The organism is Archangium violaceum (assembly GCF_016859125.1).
GTDB lineage: Bacteria > Myxococcota > Myxococcia > Myxococcales > Myxococcaceae > Archangium > Archangium violaceum_A.
Genome location: NZ_CP069338.1, coordinates 7507998 through 7529152 on the forward strand (window position 1 = coordinate 7507998; position 21155 = coordinate 7529152).

Annotated in this window: 18 protein-coding genes; 10 read left to right on the plus strand and 8 right to left on the minus strand. The window is 67.7% G+C overall.

Annotated features, from left to right (window positions below; all coding sequences use genetic code 11):
* The first annotated feature begins 4 nt into the window (after positions 1 to 4).
* The 3 genes from JQX13_RS32160 (at position 5) to JQX13_RS32170 (ending at position 3056) form a co-directional block, all read left to right on the plus strand.
* Positions 5 to 1066, plus strand: a complete 1062-nt coding sequence (locus JQX13_RS32160; protein WP_203403298.1) for an SIS domain-containing protein — start codon at positions 5 to 7, stop codon at positions 1064 to 1066.
* Positions 1066 to 2226, plus strand: a complete 1161-nt coding sequence (gene nagA, locus JQX13_RS32165; protein ID WP_203403299.1) for an N-acetylglucosamine-6-phosphate deacetylase — start codon at positions 1066 to 1068, stop codon at positions 2224 to 2226. Before JQX13_RS32160 ends, nagA begins: the two co-directional genes overlap by 1 nt.
* Positions 2227 to 2456: 230 nt before the next feature.
* Positions 2457 to 3056, plus strand: a complete 600-nt coding sequence (locus tag JQX13_RS32170; RefSeq protein WP_203403300.1) for a hypothetical protein — start codon at positions 2457 to 2459, stop codon at positions 3054 to 3056.
* Between the two features lie 16 nt (positions 3057 to 3072).
* On the opposite strand, the gene JQX13_RS32175 is transcribed toward JQX13_RS32170, so the two are convergent.
* The 3 genes from JQX13_RS32175 to JQX13_RS32185 form a co-directional block, all read right to left on the minus strand.
* Positions 3073 to 5367, minus strand: a complete 2295-nt coding sequence (locus JQX13_RS32175) for a hypothetical protein (RefSeq protein WP_203403301.1) — start codon at positions 5365 to 5367, stop codon at positions 3073 to 3075.
* 98 nt (positions 5368 to 5465) lie between these two features.
* Positions 5466 to 6749, minus strand: a complete 1284-nt coding sequence (locus JQX13_RS32180; RefSeq protein WP_203403302.1) for a hypothetical protein — start codon at positions 6747 to 6749, stop codon at positions 5466 to 5468.
* An 87-nt stretch (positions 6750 to 6836) separates the two neighbouring features.
* Complete coding sequence (locus JQX13_RS32185) at positions 6837 to 8144, minus strand: ABC1 kinase family protein (RefSeq protein WP_203403303.1); 1308 nt, start codon at positions 8142 to 8144, stop codon at positions 6837 to 6839.
* 212 nt (positions 8145 to 8356) lie between these two features.
* Here JQX13_RS32185 and JQX13_RS32190 point away from each other — a divergent pair, with 212 nt between their 5' ends.
* The 4 genes from JQX13_RS32190 (at position 8357) to JQX13_RS32205 (ending at position 11614) form a co-directional block, all read left to right on the plus strand.
* On the plus strand, positions 8357 to 10456 hold the full coding sequence (locus tag JQX13_RS32190; RefSeq protein ID WP_430384108.1) for a catalase: 2100 nt from the start codon (positions 8357 to 8359) through the stop codon (positions 10454 to 10456).
* Positions 10457 to 10539: 83 nt separating this feature from the next.
* Positions 10540 to 10731, plus strand: coding sequence for a hypothetical protein (locus JQX13_RS32195; protein ID WP_203403305.1), 192 nt, complete (start codon positions 10540 to 10542; stop codon positions 10729 to 10731).
* Positions 10732 to 10824: 93 nt separating this feature from the next.
* Positions 10825 to 11328: a gamma-glutamylcyclotransferase gene (locus JQX13_RS32200; protein WP_203403306.1), complete on the plus strand. Its 504-nt coding sequence runs from the start codon at positions 10825 to 10827 to the stop codon at positions 11326 to 11328.
* A 145-nt stretch (positions 11329 to 11473) separates the two neighbouring features.
* Positions 11474 to 11614: an alpha/beta fold hydrolase gene (locus JQX13_RS32205; protein ID WP_203403307.1), complete on the plus strand. Its 141-nt coding sequence runs from the start codon at positions 11474 to 11476 to the stop codon at positions 11612 to 11614.
* A 39-nt stretch (positions 11615 to 11653) separates the two neighbouring features.
* On the opposite strand, the gene JQX13_RS32210 is transcribed toward JQX13_RS32205, so the two are convergent.
* On the minus strand, positions 11654 to 12547 hold the full coding sequence (locus JQX13_RS32210; protein ID WP_203403308.1) for an alpha/beta fold hydrolase: 894 nt from the start codon (positions 12545 to 12547) through the stop codon (positions 11654 to 11656).
* Between the two features lie 373 nt (positions 12548 to 12920).
* Here JQX13_RS32210 and JQX13_RS32215 point away from each other — a divergent pair, with 373 nt between their 5' ends.
* Positions 12921 to 14807, plus strand: coding sequence for a PKD domain-containing protein (locus JQX13_RS32215; protein WP_239013981.1), 1887 nt, complete (start codon positions 12921 to 12923; stop codon positions 14805 to 14807).
* 93 nt (positions 14808 to 14900) lie between these two features.
* On the opposite strand, the gene JQX13_RS32220 is transcribed toward JQX13_RS32215, so the two are convergent.
* Genes JQX13_RS32220 through JQX13_RS32235 form a run of 4 tightly spaced genes read right to left on the minus strand, consistent with a single transcriptional unit; the run spans position 14901 to position 18727 of the window.
* On the minus strand, positions 14901 to 15830 hold the full coding sequence (locus JQX13_RS32220; protein WP_203403310.1) for a hypothetical protein: 930 nt from the start codon (positions 15828 to 15830) through the stop codon (positions 14901 to 14903).
* 10 nt (positions 15831 to 15840) lie between these two features.
* On the minus strand, positions 15841 to 17442 hold the full coding sequence (locus JQX13_RS32225; protein WP_203403311.1) for a caspase family protein: 1602 nt from the start codon (positions 17440 to 17442) through the stop codon (positions 15841 to 15843).
* On the minus strand, positions 17439 to 18191 hold the full coding sequence (locus tag JQX13_RS32230) for an ACP synthase (protein ID WP_203403312.1): 753 nt from the start codon (positions 18189 to 18191) through the stop codon (positions 17439 to 17441). The genes JQX13_RS32225 and JQX13_RS32230 overlap by 4 nt, the downstream gene beginning before the upstream one ends.
* Complete coding sequence (locus JQX13_RS32235; protein WP_239013982.1) at positions 18188 to 18727, minus strand: RNA polymerase sigma factor; 540 nt, start codon at positions 18725 to 18727, stop codon at positions 18188 to 18190. Before JQX13_RS32235 ends, JQX13_RS32230 begins: the two co-directional genes overlap by 4 nt.
* Positions 18728 to 19106: 379 nt before the next feature.
* On the opposite strand from JQX13_RS32235, the gene JQX13_RS32240 reads away from it, so the two are divergent.
* On the plus strand, positions 19107 to 20477 hold the full coding sequence (locus JQX13_RS32240; protein ID WP_239013983.1) for a hypothetical protein: 1371 nt from the start codon (positions 19107 to 19109) through the stop codon (positions 20475 to 20477).
* Complete coding sequence (locus tag JQX13_RS32245; RefSeq protein ID WP_203403314.1) at positions 20467 to 21150, plus strand: hypothetical protein; 684 nt, start codon at positions 20467 to 20469, stop codon at positions 21148 to 21150. The genes JQX13_RS32240 and JQX13_RS32245 overlap by 11 nt, the downstream gene beginning before the upstream one ends.
* Positions 21151 to 21155 lie beyond the last annotated feature (5 nt).

Consider the following 21155-nt stretch of genomic DNA (forward strand, 5'->3'; position numbering starts at 1 on the left):
TCCGATGAGCATCGGTCCTGTGTCCGTGAGCACCGGAAGTCTTCCCGTCCCCGCCATGGCGCTCGAGGCCGCCCAGTCGGCGGATGCCGCCCGCCGGCAGATCCAGCAGTGCGCGGACACCTTCGCCGAGCTGGGTGCCCGGCTGCGCCAGTGGCCCCCTCGTTTCGTGGTGACGTGCGCGCGTGGCAGCTCCGACCACGCGGCCAGCTACGGCAAGTACCTGATCGAAACCACGCTGGGCCGGGCCGTGGCCTCGGTGGGACCGAGCGTGGCGTCGGTCTACAACACCCCGAACCTGGACCTGAAGGAGTGCCTCTTCATCGCTGTCTCCCAGTCGGGTCGCAGTCCGGATCTCCTGCGGCTCACGGAGACGGCTCGCGCGGGAGGGGCCCTGGTCGTCGGTTTCATCAACAACGAGAGCTCTCCGCTCTTCGACCTGTGCGACCTCGCGTTTCCGCTGTGCGCCGGCCCCGAGCGGAGCGTCGCCGCCACGAAGTCCTACATCCTCTCCGGGCTCGCGTTCCTGCAGCTGGCGGCGCACTGGTCGGGGAGCAAGGAATTGCACGACGCGGTCGCCCGGCTGCCGGAAGCCCTGGAGCAGGCGCGTGCCCTGGACTGGTGGCCGGCGCTCGCGCGGCTCTCCGGGGCCCACAGCCTGTTCGTGCTCGGACGTGGGAGCGGGCTTGGCGCGGCGCTCGAGATGGCGCTGAAGTTCAAGGAGACCTGCCGGATGCACGCCGAGGCCTTCAGCACCGCCGAGGTGAGCCACGGCCCGCTCGCGCTCGTGGGCCCTGGCTTCCCCGTCCTGGCGCTCGGGCAGGAGGATGGCTCGGCGGAGAGCACCCGGAGCGTGGTGCGCCGGATGGTGGAGCTGGGCGCGGATGTCCGCTCGGTGCTCGAGGTTCCAGGGGCCGAGCTGCTGCCGTCGGTGTCGGGTGTGCCGAACGCGATCGCTCCGCTGTGCCAGGTCCAGAGCTTCTACATGGCGGTGCACCGGTTGGCGGTGGCGCGCAAGCTGGATCCCGACGCGCCCGCTCACCTGCGCAAGGTGACGGAGACAGTGTGATGAAGAGAGTCCTGAAGGGAGCACGGTGTTTCACCGGCGAGTGCATTCTCGAGGGCCACGCGGTGGTGGTCGAGGGCGAACGCATCACCGCGGTGATCCCGGCGGCGGACGCGCCGGCCGATGCCGAGGTGGTGCGGCTGCCCGGGGACGCGCTGCTCGTGCCGGGCTTCATCGACACCCAGGTCAACGGCGCTGGCGGCGTGCTGTTCAACGAGACGCCCACGGCCGAGGCGGCGATCGCCATCGCGGCGGCCACCCGGCGCTCGGGCACGACGGGGATGCTGCCCACCTTCATCACCGATGAGCAGGCGGGGATGCTCCGGGCCTGTGAGGCCGTCACCGAGGCGATCTCCCGGCCCGCGAGTGGAATCCTCGGCATCCACCTGGAAGGGCCCTTCATCAGCGGTGAGCGGCCAGGGGTCCATGAGCCGCGCTACATCCGCGCGCCCGATGCCCGGGACCTCGAGTCCCTGACGGGCCTGGCGGCGCGGTTGGCCGGCAAGGGATGCCGTCTCCTGGTGACGTTGGCGCCGGAGCGTGTCGACGATGCCACCCTCCGCCGGTTCGCCTCGGCGGGCGTGGTGCTCGCCGCGGGCCACACGGCCGCTTCGTATGAGCGGACGCGCGAGGCGCTGACGGCGGGCGTGCGTGGCTTCACGCACCTGTTCAACGCCATGCCGCCGGTGAACAACCGCCAACCGGGGCCGGTGCTGGTCGGCCTCGACTCCGAGGCCTGGTGCGGCATCATCGCCGATGGCATCCACGTCCATCCCGCGCTGCTGCGACTGCTCTTGAAGAGCAAGCCGCTCGGCAAGGTGTTCCTGGTCACCGACGCCATGCCTCCCGTCGGGACGGACGCGGTCTCGTTCTCGCTCTATGGCCACACCATCCTGCGCCGTGACGGCCGTCTGGTGACGGAGAACGGAACACTGGCGGGCGCCGACATCGACATGATCACGGCGGTGCGCAATTGCGTGCGTCTGCTCGGGTTGTCTCTCGAGGAGAGCCTGCGCATGGCGTCGCTCTACCCGGCGTGCTTCCTCGGGTTGGAGGGACACCTGGGCCGACTGGCGCCGGACTTCCGCTCGGATCTCACGCTGCTCGGCCCGGACTTCACGGTGCTCGCCACGTGGGTGGGGGGGCAGGAGCAGTGGTACTGACCGTGCTCCCCTGGTGACTCGGGGTTCTCTCTCTTTGGCCGCGGTGGAAGTTGCCACGCGAGTTGGAAAGATACTTCGACCCGGGCAAACACTTCTCCTGACGCTGCGCCGTGTGCTCGATGACATGGCTCATCTGGGGTGGGGGCATTGTGGATGCTCCCGCCGCGTGATGCAGTAGCCGGTGCCGCTGACGTTCCGAGCGGGATTCAAACCGGCCAGGAAGGTGATCAATGCGGGGCAATATTGATTGCAAGCAATTCCAGGTTCTGGGCTCCAACCTGCAGATCGTCATTGATGGGTTCGGCTCGTTCACGCTCATCGCGAGCAAGGTCCTCCTCGAGGAGAACCTGGGTTCCGCCGAGAAGTCCGGGCATGTGAAGTTCGAACCCGGAGGCTGGTATCCGCTCGAACGCTGGTTGAACACGCTCGAGCGGATTGAGAAGGAGTTCGGCGCCGCGCTCCTCTTCCAGTCGGGGATGACCACGCCGAAGCACGCGGTCTTTCCTCCGGCGGTGACTGACATTCACAGCGCCCTGAAGTGCATCGACGTCGCCTACCACATGAATCACGCCTTGCGCGGCGAGGCCATGTTCAACCCTGGCACGGGCCAGATGCGAGAGGGCATCGGCCATTACCAGTACGCGCACGTGCCGACGAGGAATGAGATCACCCTCAAGAGCAACACGCCGTACCCGTGTGATTTCGATCGGGGCATCATCACCGCCATGGCGCAGCGGTTCCAGCCCAACGCCCTGCTCACCCATGATGCGAGGACGTGCCGCAAGCACGGGGGAGAGAGCTGCGCCTACCGCGTCACCTGGCGGGCGTAGGCGGACACGCCACGGGCTACAGATTGAAGCCCACGTTGCCGATCGAGATGCTGGGCCCGAACATGAAGGACCACTTGCTCGAGGGGACCCGCAGGTCGGTGGTATCTGGATCCTCTCCGGCCTTCAGGTTCCGCGTGATGTCGCCCCGGAACTCGTGGGCGATCCAGGCCTGGACACCCACCGCCGCTCCCGTGCCGATCGGCACACGCAGCCCGAGCCCGCCAACGAGGGCCAACGTGGGCGGGAAGTGGATGTCGCTCGACTGGGGAATGAGCCCCAGTCCCATGAGGCCGATCTCGATTCCCACCAGCCGCTCCTGGCCCTCATCGTTCAGCAGGACGAGCCGGGACAGCACTCCGAAGTTGAGCGTGAGCTGACCGCTCGGTTTCGTCACACGGTAGAGGCCCGCGGGGACGGCACCCGTCGCATAGAGCCGCAGGATTCCTCCCTGGACGAGCGCCGTCCATTGCGCCGAGGGCAGTCCCGCCCGATCCGTCGCGCTCAAGGCGTAACGGGACTCGTCCGCGACATGGGCGACCTGCACCATGATGCGGTCGTATTGGCCGAGGTTGCCCTGAATGGGGATGACGCGCGCCTCTCCCCCGGGGCGCAGCAGCATCCGCTGCTCGACGTGGCTCTCTCCCCGGGAGGAGCCGTCGGGTTTCGTGACGTTGATCCTCAGGACGATCTCCTGGATGCCCTCCTCGGGAGACAGCCGCTCGCGGTGGATGATGACCCGGCAGGTGTGCCGCATGGAGAAGTGGATGCGGTAGGGGCTGCTCGGCTCGATGGTTTGATCCACTCCGTCCTTGCCCGTGCAGACGAACTCGATGAGGTTGGCCACGTTCGTGGGAACGCTGGCTTCCCGCACCGCCCGTTGGACGCGCTCGTCGACGAGCGCGAGGTCCATGCTCGCGAGCTCCCCGGGCAGCGAGGGCACCCGGTAGCCGAAGCGCAGCGCCACGAAGCCTCCCGCGGTCGTGTCTCCGCGAACGAGGGTGGTGTTGTCTTTCGTGATGACGCGGTAGGCCCCCTCGATGGGGTGCAGCGCGAAGCGTCCCTGCGCTCCGCTGCCGGCGACCTGCACGAGCGCGGGGCGGTTGGTGGGGATGAAGTCGATGGCGCCGTGGTTCGGCAGCTCGAGGTTGGCGCGAGGGTAGGGCAGCGGCAGGGTCTTCGCGGTCGTCGAGGCGACCACCGTCCGCTCCAGGGGGGAGCTCGCCGCCGAGATGGTGAGCTGCCGGGCCGAGGTACCCTCCGTGCGCAGGAGGACATAGATGCCGTCGGGGACCTTCACCACCCGCCCCACCTCGACGCGCTCGCCATTGACCGTCCAGAGCAGGCCCTGGGGATCGTGCCCACAGGTCGCGCCCAGACGGACCACGAGCGCCGGCTCCGCGACGTCGCGGAGCACCGTGTCCTCCACGGCCGTCAGGGGACAGGCGAGCACGGGCAGGGTCACGGAGACCGCCGTGTCGAAGGCGTCCCCGCGGGCGAGCAGGACCCGGGGGACGAGGCGCAGGCGCAGCGTGACCTGGGCCTCCACCCCGCCCGGGACGTTGCGGATGGCGATGCCGCCATCGGCGAGCTCGCAACGGGCGGGAGCGCAATCGACGGAGGCGACCGCCTCGGGATGGGAGATCGCCACCCGGCCCGGTCCCTTCGACAGGTCCACACCACTGGATTGAACGAGCGGCCGGGTCAGGACGATGCGGCCGGGACGGATTTGAAAGGACTCGGGCGCCACGAGGGTGCCGTTGACGTCGTAGGTCGTCACCTCGGGACCGCGCCTGCCATGGGGTGGAACCCAGTAGAGCGTTGCATCCGAGGGGAGTCCGGGCGTCAGGGGGACGGTGCACTCCTGCCGGTTTCCGGAAGATGGGTTGAGGCAGACGTCCAACCCTTCACGTGCGGCCTCCTGCTCACCTTTCGCCGGGACGGACCAGGCCACGGGGACGTCCTGGAGGCGTTGACCCTTCAGCTCGATGCGCCCCTCGTCCGGGAAGAAGGTCGTGCCCGCGGCGTCGATGTTCGGAAAGGCCCCGGTGGCGATGACGGTGACGATCTCCTGGCTCGACGCGCACTGCTCGGCCTCTTCCGCGACCTTGAGATCGAGTGTGCGCGCGAACTCCCCGGCGTCCCTGGAGGGGGGCCGGACGGACCGCCCATCCGAGGACAGCGACCATCCTCCGCCCACCGGGCCGCACACGATTCCCTTCTGAACCACGGGGATGGCGCGTCCACCTTCGGGGACCTGCTTGATGGGCGCGGCGGCGGCGACGCAGGTGAAGAGGAGAGCCAGGGCCGCCATTCCGGGGGGGAGGCGCCGATCCAGGAGCGTTGATGCAGTGCGGCACATGCCAGGCCAGATCTAACCCAGAGCGGCTTGGAACTGAACGAGTGAAAAGCCTAGTTGTCGCCCCAGGTGAAGCCGGTTCCCAGTGTGAAGTTGACGCCGTGCGACCACGGGGATGTGGCGGGCGCGAAGGCCCGGTATTGCGCCTCCGCGCTGAGGGAGATCCTTCGATTGATCAGCGTCTGGACACGCAGCCCGACCGGCAGCTCCGGATGGTGCGAGCCCTTCAGGGCGCACAGGCCCGCGCCCGCAGTGGCGCGCAGATCGAGTCCTCCCAGGTAGCCGAGCCGCGCCGTCAGCAGGGGCGGAGAGAGGACCGAGAGCGACCAGACGCTCCCGCTTCGTCCCAGGAGGGGATTGCCCAGGGCCCGCGCGTAGCTGGCCGACAGTCCCATGGACCAGGGAAGGGGAAGCAGGACTCGCGCACCCGCCACCGGGGTGGCGCCGCGCAGCGAGGTGGCGGCACCTCCCATGAGCTCCAGGGTGAGGGAGGGGGAGGGGTTCCAGTTCGGCCGCATGGCCACGTTCCGGGCCTCCGCCAGCGCGGTGAGCCTCGCCGCGGCCCAGAGGAGGAAGGCGCGGGAGTAGGCCACGGCCGACTCGACTCGCGCGTCCACGAAGTCGTCGTACTCCGAGGGGTCCACCTTCCACGTCCGGCCCTTCCAGCGCACCTCCTTCGAATCGAAGGCGTTGCCCACCACACCGTAGCCGCCGAACGCGCCGGGCTTGTTCGTGGCGGGCGCGGCCCAGAACGCGCTCCAGGGGATGGCTCCCCCCTCCACGTTCAGCGAGCCCGTGCGCACCACCTCCAGCGTCTCCCGGGCCAGCGCGAGCTGGGCCTCCTCACCGGAGAGCGGCGCGATCTCCCTCCCGAGGGAGAACTGCCCCGCGGAGTGCTGCTCGAAGCGATCCGAGAGCCCGTGCATCACCGGCACCACGTGCATCGGGACGGCCATGTCCTGGATGTGGTGCACCAGGTGGCCCACGCGATCGAAGGCCCGCGCCAGGTCACCGTTGCTCGCGGCCTCCTCGGCCTCCTGCCACAGGCCTCGCACGCGAGCCCCGGAGTCCTTACGGAAGGAGGAGTCGAGCGAAACGCCAGGGTGGAAGAAGTGGTGATAGCCGGCCCATTTGACGGGGAGGTTCAGGTCCTCCGCCCGGCTGCCCTCCACCACGGCCTCCCGGTGGGTCGCGAGCTGGGGGAAGTCACCCGCCGCGAGTGCCGCGTCGACGGACACCCGGGTCATCGTCTCGTGGTCCGGTACCGAGAAGGCGCTCGCTCCCAGGGGCAGCAAGAGAGCGAGCAGGAGCGGGAGGCGGGAGCGTTGGGATGGCATGGGGCGCGGAGCCATCGTAACCGTTCGCTCCCCGGACGATTCCCCGTGTGACGGCGGAAGGAGAGCGCCTGCTCGGTTGTCTACTCTTCAGCGCGTGCCATGCAGCGCCGTGTTCAAGGTGTCACGGAAGAAGGGGCGGAAGTCTCCCCGGACCTTGAGCGCGCGAAGGTTCTGCAGCAGACCCGCCATGGCCCGGCCGACCATGAGGGACTCCGCGGGGGGCCGGATGCGGATGACATCCAGCGGGTGGCGCAGCTTCAGCTCGGAGAGCTTCTCGATGATGGTGTCGGTCGCGTAGTCGTAGGGCTCTTGCAACGGGGTCACGGCGATGCGGGAGATCTCCTCGAGGAGCTTCTGGGCCTTGTCCCGGGAGAGCCCGATGTGGAATCCGCCCTGCTCATGGAGGGTGACCCAGTCGAGCGAGGTGCCCTCCATGAGGGCGCGCGCGCACACGAGCGTGCAGCGCCAGAAGGGCTCCGAGCCGGTCTTCACCGAGCCGAAGTCGAGCACGCCGAGCCGCCCGTCCGGGAGCGCCAGGTAGTTGCCCGGGTGCGTGTCCGCGTGAATGGTCCGATGGAGCATCCACGGCCCGCAGACGGCGCGCAGCAGCTGCTCGCCGCGGCGGAAGCGGACCTCTTCCGGGAGCGAATCCACCTCATGGGCCAGCTCGTTCAGCGTGGGCCCTTCGAGCCGCTCCAGGGTGAGCACCCGGCCGGTGCTCAGCTCCGGCCAGGCCCTGGGCACCACCAGGTCCGGCCAGGGCGCGAGCAGCCCGCGGTAGTGCTCGAGCTGCGCGAGCTCGCGCCGGTAGTCGAGCTCCCCGGAGAGCTCCCGGCGGATCTCCTCCGCGTACTCGTTCACATCGAGCAGGAGTCCGCCCATGCCCACGCTCTTGAGCAGGGACTCGAGGTTGCGGAGGTCATCCTCCAGCGCCGCGGCGATGCCCGGGTATTGCACCTTCACCGCCACGCGCTCGCCGGTCCGCAGCCGGGCCTCGTGCACCTGGCCCAGGGAGGCGGCGGCGAAGGGCTCCTCGGAGAACTCGGCGAAGATCTCCGAGGGAGGGGCGCCCAGCTCCTCCTGGAGCACGGTGGCGATCTCCGCGAAGGGGAGCTTCGGGGCCTGGGAGAAGAGCTTGCCGACGATGACCCGGGCCTCGGGCGGCAGCTGTGAGGAGAAGAGGGTGAGGGCCTGACCCGCCTTGAGGGCGGCGCCCTTGAGGGAGCCCAGGGTCTCGAGCACCCGTTGGGCCATGACGGCATGCCCGTCGGATTCCCGGCCGAGCAGGCGCTTGACCCGGTCGGTGGCGAGGCTGGCGCCCACCTGGGTGGCCATACCGGCGATACGGGTGAGCCGCTTGAGTCTGCCACTCGGAATGGAGGGATCGTCGCTCATGAGCCTTCAATGCACGGGGAGGTGTCATTCTGGCATGTCGCCGTCTCGAAAGCTTCAGGCTGGTCGCCGTGAGAGCGAGGGCACACCTGCCCTGGATGCGACATCCCGGCGCCGCTCCGTTCGCCAATGCTCAAATGACCGAACCCGGTACACCGAATGGCTCGCATCCCCGGTGCTCCGTGCGCATTGCGGTACGCCCGGGAGGAAGCACGGTGGACACGAACGACACGCAATCGTTGCGCATCAATGAGCGGAGCAAGGACGAGGCCCTCGCGAAGGACCGCTCGGACCCCACGGGCCAGCGGATGACGACGGACCAGGGCATCGGCATCGAGCACACCGATGATTCGCTTCGCGTGGGGACCCGAGGGCCCACGCTGCTGGAGGACTTCCACTTCCGAGAGAAGCTGACGCGCTTCGATCACGAGCGGATTCCCGAGCGGGTCGTCCACGCGCGCGGGTCGGCCGCTCACGGCTACTTCCAGGTGTACGAATCGCAGGCCGAGTACACGAAGGCCCGCTTCCTCCAGGATCCCTCGGTGAAGACGCCCGTCTTCGTGCGCTTCTCCACCGTGGCGGGCTCGCGCGGGTCCGCGGATACGGTGCGGGACGTGCGCGGCTTCGCCGTCAAGTTCTACACGGAGGAGGGCAACTTCGACCTGGTGGGCAACAACATCCCCGTCTTCTTCATCCAGGACGGCATCAAGTTCCCGGATGTGGTGCACGCGGTGAAGCCCGAGCCGCACCACGAGATGCCCCAGGCCGCCTCCGCGCATGACTCCTTCTGGGACTTCGTCTCGCTCGTCCCCGAGACGGCGCACATGATCATGTGGGTCATGTCCGACCGGGCGCTGCCGCGAAGCTACCGCATGATGGAGGGCTTCGGCGTGCACACCTTCCGGCTGGTGAACGCGAAGGGCGTGTCGCGCTTCGTCAAGTTCCACTGGAAGCCGCTGCTCGGCGTGCACTCGCTCGTCTGGGAGGAGTCCCAGAAGCTCGCCGGCAAGGATCCCGACTACCACCGGCGCGACCTCTGGGAGGCCATCGAGGCGGGTGACTACCCCGAGTACGAGCTCGGGGTGCAGATCATCGAGGAGTCGGACGTGGAGAAGCTGGGGATCGAGCTGTTGGATCCCACGAAGATCGTCCCGGAGGAGCTGGTTCCGGTCCGCCGCATCGGCAAGCTCACCCTCAACCGCAACCCGACGAACTTCTTCGCCGAGACGGAGCAGGTCGCGTTCTGCGTCGCGAACGTGGTGCCGGGGATCGACTTCACCGATGACCCGCTGATGCAGGCCCGCCTCTTCTCGTACCTGGACACGCAGCTCTCGCGGCTCGGCGGACCGAACTTCGCGGAGATCCCCATCAACCGTCCGCTGGCACCGGTGCACAACCACCAGCAGGACGGCATCAAGCGGCATACGATCGACGTCGGCAGGGCCAACTACCACCCGAACTCGCTCAGCGGGGGCTGCCCGATGCTCTCCGCCGCCAGCAACGGCGGCTTCACCCACTTCCCGGCGAAGGTGACCGGAGAGAAGACGCGCGCCCGGAGCGAGTCCTTCTCGGACCACTTCAGCCAGGCCGGGCTGTTCTTCCGGAGCATGTCGAAGCCCGAGAAGGAGCACATCATCGCCGCCCTGCTCTTCGAGCTGGGGAAGGTGGAACGGAAGGAGATCCGCCAGCGCGTCGTGGAGCGGATCCTGGCGAGGATCGACGGGGAGCTCGCGATACCGGTGGCCGAGGGACTCGGACTGCCGGCGCCCAAGCTGTCCGTGGTGAAGGGCAACATCGAGAAGTCACCGGCCCTCAGCATCGAGAACACGAGGAAGAGCTCCATCAAGACGCGGCGCATCGCGGCGCTCGTGGCGGAGGGGGTCGAGGTCTCCGAGGTCGAGGCCGCGCGGGCCGCGCTCGAGAAGGAGGGGGCGAAGCTGCTGGTCATCGCCAAGCACCTCGGCACGGTGAAGGGCGCGGGTGGGAAGGTGGAGGTCGACAAGAGCGCGCTCACGACGGCCTCGCTCGAATACGACGCCGTCTTCATTCCGGGTGGCTCCGCGAGCGTGGCGGTGCTGAAGAAAGACGGAGACGCGCTGCACTTCGTCCAGGAGGCGTACCGTCACTGCAAGGCCATCGCCGCGACGAAGGAGGGCGCCGAGCTCCTGGAGGCCTGCGGGATCTCCGCCTCCGCGCCGGGCATCGTGGTGAACCAGGAGGGGGCGGGGAGCAACGCCTTCGCCGCCACGTTCGTCTCGGCCATCGCGCAGCACCGGCATTGGGACCGCGCCGACAGGCACACCATCCCGGCCTGAGGTGAGCTGAACCGGGTGGAGCGGGGTAGGGGGTGCGCCCTCCTACCCTGGCTCGGGGCCGGGTGCGCTAGAATGCACGGACCATGAGCGACTCCCCCAAGGGCGATCAGTTCGGACGGAAGCCGGAAGAGACGAAGAAGAACCCGAAGGTGTTCGGCTTGAGGGTGAAGATCGACCCCTATCTCAAGCCGCAGCCAGGCGAGAAGAAGCGCAAGGACGAGAAGTTCGATCCCTTCGCGGTGACCTACGAGGCCCCCAAGCCCGAGGACTTCTGAGGTCCTGAGGGTGGCCTCCCGGGCTCCCCCTCCCAAGGGGAACAACGTCATCATCACCGGGCTCTACCTCGAGAGCCTCGAGACCGCGCAGGCATGTGGATCTTCGGCTATGGCTCACTCATCTTCCGTCCCTCCTTTCCGTACGAGGAGCGCCGTGGGGCGTGGCTGAGGGACTGGGGGCGGCGCTTCTGGCAGGGCTCGACGGATCACCGGGGCGTGCCGGAGGCGCCCGGGCGGGTGGTGACGCTGGTGCCCGAGTCCGGCGCGCGCTGCTGGGGCGTGGCGTACCGGATCGCCACCGAGCGCGTGGACGAGGTGCTGGCCCACCTGGATTTCCGTGAGCAGGGTGGGTACGAGCGCCTCCTGGTGAAGCTGGAGACGCGCGAGCCCCCGCAGATGGAGGCCCTGGTCTACGTGGCCGGCCCGACCAACCCCCACTACCTGGGACCCGCGACGCTGGAGGAGATCGCGGCGGTGGTGCGCTCCGCCCACGGCCCCAGCGGTTCGAACCGCGACTACGTGCATCGGCTGGCGGAGGCACTGGCCCAGGCCGGCGAGTACGACGCGCATGTGACGGAGCTGGCGCTGCTGCTGTAGCCGCCGGAGCCGCGAGGGTGCGCACTACGTGCGCGCGTCGAAGCTCTGCTGGGCGCGGACGACCTCACCGATGTGCTCCTCGGCCCAGCCGCGGAGCGCATCCACTTTGACCGCGAGCGTCTGACCGAGCGCACTGGGAGGAAATGTGGTCGGCGATGCCTTGTATCGCCAGTTGGCGCCAATCGCCGACGACGTCGTCGGACACATCATTCCCGAATGCGGCCACGCCATTCCGGAGGAACGCCCGGATGCGCTCCTGCGCCACCTGTCCGACTTTCTTGGCTGAACGGGAGACATGGGCGCGCACCGGGTCATCCAGGGCGTGTCACGCGGAACGGTGGGTGTGGTCGAGAATGGCATCGGCGAGGGGCCGATGGATGGCGCTGGGAAGCGCATGCCCCATGTCGGGGAGCTCCACCAGCCGGGCACCGGGGATGGATTGGGCGAGGTGCCGGCCGTGGGGAGGGGGGTTGAGCGGATCCTGCCCCCCTTGGATGACGAGCGTGGGCGTGGTGATGCCACGCAGCTCGGCGCCGCGTGCCAGGGGCACCGGCGTGGCCAGGGCATGAGCACTCGGCTGGACGAGGCTCCCCGCATGAGCGATGACCCGCTCCTCGTAGCGCCGGAACTCGTCCACGTCGAAGGGGATCTTGTCGCCGGAGAGCGCCCGCCACTCCGTCACACGCCGGTCCAGCTCGGAGGCCCGGTCCCGGACGGGCTCGGCGCGCCGGGCCAGCACGGCGAGGACGCGCGGGTCGGGCGTGGGCAGCCCATCGAGCGTGGGCTGTCCCTTGAAGGCCCTCTCCATATTGCCCACGAAGTCCACGCCCAGCGCGGCGGTGAGCATCACGGTCAGCGTGTGCAGGCGCTCGCGGTGGTCGAGCGCGAGCACCTGGCCGAGCGTGCCTCCCATGGACAGCCCCACGACGTGGGCGCGTTGCACGCCATGGCCGTCGAGCACGGAGACGGCGTCCCGGGCGAGATCGATGAGGGAGTAGGGGTGTCGGGTGAAGTCCCGGCACGTCGAGCGGCCCGTGTCGCGGTGGTCATAGCGGATGACGTGGTGACCGCCGGCCACAAGCAGCGCGATGAATTCCTCCGGCCAGGAGACGCCCGAGGCATTGGCCCCCATGATGAGCAACAGCGTGGGGTCGCGAGGATCCCCGAGGTCTTCGCTCCACAGTTCCACTTCACCCGAGACAATCATCCGTTCGGCCATGGCTTCTTGAATACCGTCTCGGGCGGCGTGCCTCAATCCTCCAGTAAGCTGGCAGAGGGTCGGATCATCATGCCCGCAGGGTAACGGCTCCGGCTGGGCCCGCCCACTGCATCCTACGAATCGCTGGCGTTAGAAGAAATCGGCGTGGCGTTCTGGAAAAAACGTATCGCGGTTTTTCTTTTTAACGCCGTTGGAGTGTCTCGCCACCAGAGACCTCTTTTACTCATGAGGAGCACTGGTGCTTCGACAACTCATTCTGGCAGCTACCCTTTGCCTCGCGGAGGACGCGTTGGCCATGCCTCCTGCGGGAGGCTTGAGCACTTCGGCTGCGACGTCACTGCCGGAGTGTGAGCCTCGGGAAGTCGGTGGGCCCATGTGGGTCTCCGCTGACTGTGTCGACCCGCTGTACAACCGCCCGGTCATCGACAGCCAGACCGATTTGACCACCCCGGTGCCGCATTTCAAGGTGTCGGGCCACTTCGAGGGCACCGATAAGCGGTTCAACTTCTACTTTCCGAAGAGTCAGTGGGAGGGCCGCTTCTTCAATCTGGTGTACCCGCTCCAGGACGAGAACGCCACCGACGAGGACGTCAGCTTCGGCGCGGACAGCGGGGCGTACACGGTGCAGACGAACGGCGGCGGTGGCTATCGGGTCGACGCGGCCGCGGCGAAGTTCTCCAAGACGGTCGCGGCGAGCTACTACGGTTCGTCCAGACGGATCCATGGCTACATCTACGGCGGTAGCGGTGGCTCCTTCCAGACCCTCGGTGCCATCGAGAACAGCGCTGAGGTGTGGGACGGTGCCGTGCCGTTCATCCCAGGCGTGCCGACCTCCATCCCGAACGACTTCTTCATCCGGGCCTTCGCGCGCTTCGTGCTGGAGGACAAGGCACCGCGGATAGCGAGCGCGGTGAGCCCAGGTGGTAGCGGTAACCCCTACGCCGGGCTCGATGATGTGGAGCGGGCGGTGCTGCTCGAGGTGACGAGGCTGGGCATACCGCTGCGGGCCTGGGAGGACTTCGCGTATGTGCTCGGTCTGAACGATCCTCAGGGCCTCCTCGGTTTCGGAAATGTGATCCGGGGCAGCGATCCCACGTATGTCGACGACTTCTGGAGCAAGCCGGGGTACCTCGGTACGGAGCAGTCGGCCCTCGGCGATCTATTTCGTGCCGCCAGGATCGACCGCATCGCCACCATCACCGAGGTCAACCGGAACGCACAGAACGTACCGACACGCCTGTCCCTCGATAGCGTGCCAGCGGTCCCGACGACAACCGGTCTCGACTACACGCTCTACGCAGCCGACGGCACGACGAAGGTCGGGACCCTGTCGGGTTCACTGGACCCGGCCACGAAGGTCTTCACCCTCGGGAGCGGGAACCCCGCCAGCGTGCTGAGCGCCATCGGCACCGGAGCCAGGCTGCGGATCGACAACCGGTGGTCTCTCGCGCTGCTCTCGTACCATCGGCACCAGGTTCCGACGCGGCCGGGCTTCTCCGCTTGGAACCAGTTCAGGGCACCTGACGGAACATTGCTCTACCCTCAGCGTCCCATCGAGATTGGCCCGATCATCTCCCGCGGCGTGACCGATGGCGGTACGCACACCGGAATGATCCATGGCAAGGTCATCGTGGTCGCCAACCTGCTCGACACCGACGCCTACCCCTGGCATGCCGATTGGTACAGCGCGAGGGTGAGGGAGTCCCTCGGCGCGCGCTACGACGACAACTTCCGGCTCTGGTACAACGACAATGCGGATCATATCGGTCCCCGCACTGCCCGTCTCGTGCAGTACCACGGCATCCTCCAGCAGGCACTTCGGGACGTGAGCGCCTGGGCGGAGAGGGGCGTGGCGCCCGCGCGATCGACCCGTTACGACGTGGTCTACAGTCAGATCCGGGTGCCGGAGAACGCCGCGGCGCGCCAAGGTATCCAGCCCGTCGTCGAGCTGACCGCCAACGGCGCTGCCCGGATCGACGTCGCCGCCGGCCAGACCGTCACCTTCGTGGCGAAGATCCAGGTCCCACCAGGGGCCGGCAAGGTCGTGGGCACCGAGTGGGATTTCGTCGGCACTGGCAACTTCACGGCATCGCCCTTCGGAAGCCCCAGTCGGACGGTGAAGGTATCGGCGACATTCACCTATACCACGCCTGGTACCTACTTCCCGGCGCTGCGAGTGACAGCCCAGCGTGAGGGGGACACGAGCACGCCCTTCGCGAAGGTCCAGAACCTGGGTCGCGTTCGCGTCGTGGTCCACTAAGCGGTTCGTCTCAGCAGCGGCAGGGGCGAGAGCCCCTTGCCCCGGACATGCCAGAGGTGGATGTCACTGCCGTCCACCTCACACAGGAATTAATCAATCCCCCAGCGCGGAGACGTCCGGGCAGGCGGAGGCATTGCCCACCTCGTCCGTAGCGCTCTTCCTGTAGGTGACACGGAAGCTGGCATCCCAACATTCGACCAGGGTGGCGGTGGAGCCCGCGGGCACGTCTCCGCCTGTCGCCTCCAGGATTCCGATGCCCCCCTGGTCTCGCGTCCAGCGGCTGAGGGCGACCACCTTCTCCTTCTGTCCACCGGGGACGAGGTCGATGTCCTCACTCTGGAACCTCATTTCACCCAGGCCGTCAGGAAGCTCGCGGTAGGCGTAGCGCTGCCTGGCCTCACTCGAAGTGGCAGTCGGTACGAAGTCCATCCGCACGCTCATGGGCGGCGCACTCGTCTGGTAGTCGATGTCCACCCGCTCCAGGCCCGAGAGCCAGGGCTCGTCGATGCCGTGGTTCCTTATCTCCGCCGTGAGGATGCTCAACGTCCCCTTTCCCTTGCGGAGCCCTCCGTCCGGTTGGGCACTGCCCTCCGCGATGGGCCACCACGCTCCCTCGTTCGAACCCATGGGGCGAAACTCGAGTCTGTATTGGAAGCCCTCGGGCTTGCGCTCCATCTTGAGTCGCATCTCGACGCCGGGATGGCTCGGGTTTTCCATGGGTCCCCAGATTCGGAGCGTCGGCGCGCGTGTCGTCGGAGAATCCTTTCGGAGCTCCTCCATGAGGAAGAGCCCTTCGGCGGGCATCTTGTTGAAGCCATCCGCGACCTGGCGGGTGTTCGCGTAGAGCTGGGAGAGCTCACCCAGGGCCAGTCCCATTCTCTCGAAACTCTCGGCTCCGGGCAGCTTGGCGGACAGGTCCTCTCGTGCCGGCAGCGCATTGAGGAACTCGAGATCGCCGTTGGAGAAATTCCCACCGCACGCGGTGGCGAGGCAGCCCAGAAGGAGAAGCCTGGTCCGCATCATGTCTTTCCTTTCAGAGGCGGTACTTCACTTGCATCATGAACTCCCAGTACCCGAGGGAGCGCTGAGAATCGACGTTGTAGAAGAAGTAGTGGACGCGGGTGCTCCCGTTGAACTCGAAGCGGTTCGAGAACCGCCAGCGAAAGCCGGTCACGAGACCTGGGGTGAGCACTCCATACTTTTGATCCGGGAAGCTCGCGTCCTCGAAGTCTCGGCGCATGGCGTTGTAGGCGAGCCGGGGTCCGATGATGAGAGACACGCGGCCCAGGGGCCACTCGGCCACCAGCGAGGTGCCCACGGTCAGCAGCGAATAGCGGTAGCGCGGTACCGAGAGGGTGGGGAGCTCCAGCGTGGCATTCTTCGTGCCGAGGGCCAGGTCGACGGTCCAACTCCAGCCCTCGCGCAAGTAGTCGTGCAGGCTCACCTCCAGGCCCATCATGGGCGTGTAGGGGAAGAGGCTCTCGCGGGTGGGGGCATCGAAGAAGGCCTGATGTCCGAGGGAGAGACCCACCGTCCAATATGAGCGGGGATCGCGCCACCGGGAAGGCACGCCCTTCACCGGATCATCCGAGAAGGGCGTGTCCCGCAGCTGCGACTCGTCGAGCACCGTGGTGGACCCGCGCCGGACCTCGGCCTCGCCCACGCGCAGCCGGTCCGCCATCCTCCGCTTCACCGTATACGTGCCCGGGGCCAGGGCGAGCTTCCGCTCGGAGTCCGAGGCCTTGTGCAGCTCCGCCACCACGAGGCCACGCGGGTTCACGAAGTAATAGTCCCCCGCAGGCGCGGTGCGAGGCACCAGCAGCCCCTCGTTGCTCCCTCGCACATCCGTCAATACCAGGTCGCCCTGGCCCGCCAGGTCGTAGCTGAAGGTCGGGTGCTGGGGACCGGCGCTGCTGTCCGCGGTGTCCGCCACGGTGCGGGCATAGGCATGGGAGTAGGCCTCGAAGAGTGTCACCTGGCCCTCCCCGGAACGGTCCGCGTCCCCCATCAGCCCGCTGGCCAGGTGGTGGGAGAAATAGCTGCCGCCCAGCAGGTCCGACTCCTGCGAATCCTCGTTCGCCGAGCTGGAGGTGAGGATGACGAGCCCCCGGCTTTCGTGCACGGCGTCCGTGTCGATGGCGAAAGCCGGAGCGCGCCGGGCTCCCTTCGTCCGCGTGAGTGCCCCGGAGCGGCACGAGTCCAGGATGGCGATGCGGATGTCCACGGGCGTCGCCGTCAGCCGGCGCTTCAGCGTCTCCAGCTCCAGCGCGCTGTCTCCCATCCGCAGCGAGCCGTCCTTCGCATGGCCCGAGTAGTAGACGATGAGCGAGGTGCGTTCACCCCGGGCCCGTGCCTCTCGTGCGCGCGCTTCCAGCCTGGAGATCGCCTGGAGGAAGTCCTCCGCGGTCTCGTCCAGCAGCAGCCGCGCATCGCCAGGCTCCACTCCGCCCAGCCGCACCAGGAGGTCGTGCATCTTGCGCGCATCGTCCCTCGCGAAGCGCAGGGGCCGGGTGTTCGCACCGCCCTCGTCGTTGCCCGCCACCAGCGCGAAGCGGCGCAGCGGTTGTGCCTGCACGGCCGTTGCCAGCAACAACCCCAGGACGAGCACCCGGGCAGGGTCCGTCAATCGTCTCATGGCTTGCGCAGGAGCCAGTGGATCTCCTCGCCCTCCACGCCCAGCGTGGACATGGTCTCCACCTTGCCTCCCGCGGCCTCCCAGGCCCGCCGTGCCGCCGCTTGCACGATCTCCACACTCAACGGCTTCTCGGAAAGCACGAGCACCACCCGCTCATGGCCCGTGCCCGTGAACTGCACGCTCTCCGGCAGCCAGTGTCTCCCGGCTCCTGCCTCGACAGGGAGGCTCATTCCGAGCGCGGAGTAGAGCTCCGACACCTCGCCGGTATCGTCCACGGACACCGCCATCACGTACGGGTAGGGCCCCGCCACGTACCCCAGTCGTACCCGCTCGCCCGGCAGGAGCTCCTCGGTGTCACCGGGCAGGACGGCGCGCTGGGGCCCATCGCCGCCGATGCGCAGCTCCGCGGAGGCTCCGCCCTTGAGCCGGTTGAGGGAAGGAGAGGGCGACAGCAGCGGACGGACCCCCACCGCCAGCAGGACCGTGGCCGCCACCGCGACCAGCAAGCCATTGAACCGGGGCCGTGAAGGCGCCGCTGTCGGTTCGCGCATGGCTCGCTCCACGCCGGCAGCGAATCGCTCGAAGGGAACCTCCTCCTCGAAGCGGGTCTGGTCCGCCTCGAGGCCCTTCATCACCTCGTGACACTCCGGGCACGAGGACACATGCGCCTGGGCCTGCTGGGTCTCCGGGCCGGGAAGCTCTCCGGCGTGCAGCCGCCGCAGCGTCCATTCCGACGGGTGACCGCTCATGGGGCCTTCAGCTCCTCGTTCGTCAAGGCTGCGAATCGTTCCAGCCGCTTGCGCACCGTGGGTACCGAGCGCTCCAGTATCGCGGCCACCTCTTCCAGCGTCATTCCGTCCACCCAGTAGTGCACCACCGCCGCCTGCGTCTCCAGGTCCACCCGGGAGAGAAGCGACCGCACCAGCTCCCGCGCCTCCATCTTCTGCTCTCCCCCATCTCCCTCGGGACGGGCCCGCGCGTCCCGCTCGAACCAGCGCCGCCAGGGGGCCCGCTCCGCGCGCAGTTGGTTGAGGCAGAGGTGGGTGGCGATCTTCATCAACCACGCCAGCGACGAGGATCCGGCGCGGAGCTCGTCCGCGTGGGTGATGGCGCGGGCGAACACCTCCTGCGTCGCGTCCTCGGCCTTCGTGGCGTCCTTCAACAGGTAGCGGCAGCGCCCGTACACGCTGCCGCCATACGCCGTGTACAGCTCGCGCAGGAACTCGCTTCGGTCCTTCTTCCCTCCGGTGATGGCCTTCAAGGCGGGTGGGGTGGGTCCTGCCACGAACTGCCTCGTCTCGCTGCGGGGATAGGGGGCCCGGAGCTTACAACGAGGAGTCGGTTGGCGTAGTGAGGATACGGCGGTTGGCAAGCTAGCGTCCCAGCACTCGTGTTCCTCCCAGCGATAGCCCGTGGACATCGCTCGTGAAGGTGAGCGCCGGCCGCTCTACCCGGGGAGGGTCGTTCACCCGTAGGGACACAGCAGGGCCCTGAAACAGAAAAGCCGATCTTCATGGGCATGGCTTCCTGGAAAAAGGGCATCGCGATTTTTCATTTGAACGCGGTTGGCGTGTCTCTCCACCAGAACCTTCTTCCACTCATGAGGAGCACTGGTGCTTCGACGACTCATTCTGGCAGCCACCCTCTGCCTTGCGGGGGGGGCGTTGGCCAAACCTCCCGCGGGAGGCGTGTTCTGCTCCACCTATCCTTCGGCGCCCGCGTGCACGGGACAGCAGCCGTCCTGCAACTACTGTCACGTCGCGCCACCCCAGCGAAACGTCTTCGGCGCCGGGCTGGAGCCCCACCTGGCTCCCGGCGCGGCACGCCCGTTGTCCGACACGGACTTCGCCTACGCACTCCCCACGGCGCTGAAGGCCGTCGAGGCGGAGGATGCTGACGGTGACGGGGTGTCCAACCTCGTGGAGATCCAGCGCGGCACCTTCCCGGGCGATGCCACCAGCGTGCCCGTGGACACCGGCCGCTGCCAGGGGGGTGAAAACAATCCCCAATACGACGTGTGCCGCTACGACGCGCGCTTCGCGTACAAGCGCCTGCTGCTCGACGTCTGCGGCGTGCCACCCACCTACGCGCAGCTCAAGGAATTCAGTGCATTGAGCCGTGACGACCAGCTCGCCCGGATGGATGCCGAGCTGGACCGGTGCGTCCAGAGCGAGTTCTGGCGCGGCAAGGACGGGCAATTGTGGAAGCTGGCTCACCCGAAGATCCGCCCGCTGGGCACGTTCAAGGCTGGCGAGGAGGACAGAGGGAGCAATCCTCTCGCCGACTACTACGACGACTACGCGCTCTACGCCTACACGCAGATCGACGACCACGACGCGCGCGAGGTGATGACGGCGAAGTACTACGTGCGCCGGGAGAGCAACCCCACCCGCTACACGGCGGTGCCGTCGCTGCCGACGCAAGTCCTGGATGAGCAGCACCGCGCGGGCAACATCACCTCCCACTGGAGCATCCTCTACTTCGCGATGTTCAGCGCGATGCCACGCAACGCCGCGTCGCAGGCCTATCGGGCCTACCTGGGCCTCGACATCGCCAAACAGGAGGGCCTCTTCAGCGTTTCCGGCGAGCCCCGCGACTACGACAACGCGGGCGTGACCGCGCCCGCCTGCGCGGCCTGCCACGCGACGCTCGACCCACTGACCTACCCCTTCCGCAACTACCAGGGTATCTACATTTATGAGCCGCGCAGCACCTGGGGGAGCTACGTGCCCAACCGGCTCGAGAAGTACTTCTCCTACGTCTCTCCGATCATCACCCAGACACCGGAGACCGGCTACCTCTTCGGCCAGAAGGTGAACAACCTCGTCGAGTGGGCGGAGGTCGGCGCCAACAGCGATGCCTTCGCCATCGCCGCCGTCACCGATTACTGGAAGCTGCTCGTGGGCCATCCCCCGACCCCCGAGGAGAACGCCGAGTTCGTCGCCATCTGGAAGCGCTTCAAGGGCACGCACCAGTACCGCGTGCAGCGCATGCTTCATGATCTGATCCGCACGGAGGCCTACGGTGCGCCCTGATTTCCTTCGCGTGTTGCTGCTGTCCTCCGCTTGTGTCCTCTCCGCGTGCCCGTCGTCGCCTTCGTCTTCGCCTTCGGGGCCGGATGCCGGCACGCCGCCGCCCGTCGATGCCGGCACGGGTTCCAACGGTGACGTGGCCCGCTCCTCGCGCAACAACCTGCGCTTCAAGAATCCGGAGCAGCTGACGGCCCACTTCGCCGCGGCGCTGTCCCTGCCGCCGGATCAGGTGTGCAACGAGCTGGGCAAGTACGCCTGCACCACGAACGTGCACAACGTGGTCCTGAACGGCGTCGATCCGTATGTCGTCGGCCTCTTCGAGCCTCTGAAGGTCACGGGCGCGACGACTCCCAACGTCATCGACCGCGTGGCGCTGGCGGCTTGCGCCCGGCGCGTCTCGCTCGACGTCACCACTCCTGGGGAGGCTGTCCTCTTCAAGGGCCTCGAGCTCGACGCACAGGGGCGCCTGGCCAACCGGGAGGGCGCGCCGTTCCACGACGCCATCACCTCGCTCTACCAGCGCACCCTGTTGCGAGATCCCACGGAGGCCGAGGTGGGCGCCCTGTCTCAACTGGCCACCCAGATTGAGTCCATGGGCAGCCAGACCCCGGGCCGCGACTGGATGACCGCGTCCTGCTTCGCCGTCCTCTCCTCCTCCGAATCCATCTTCTTCTAAGGGAA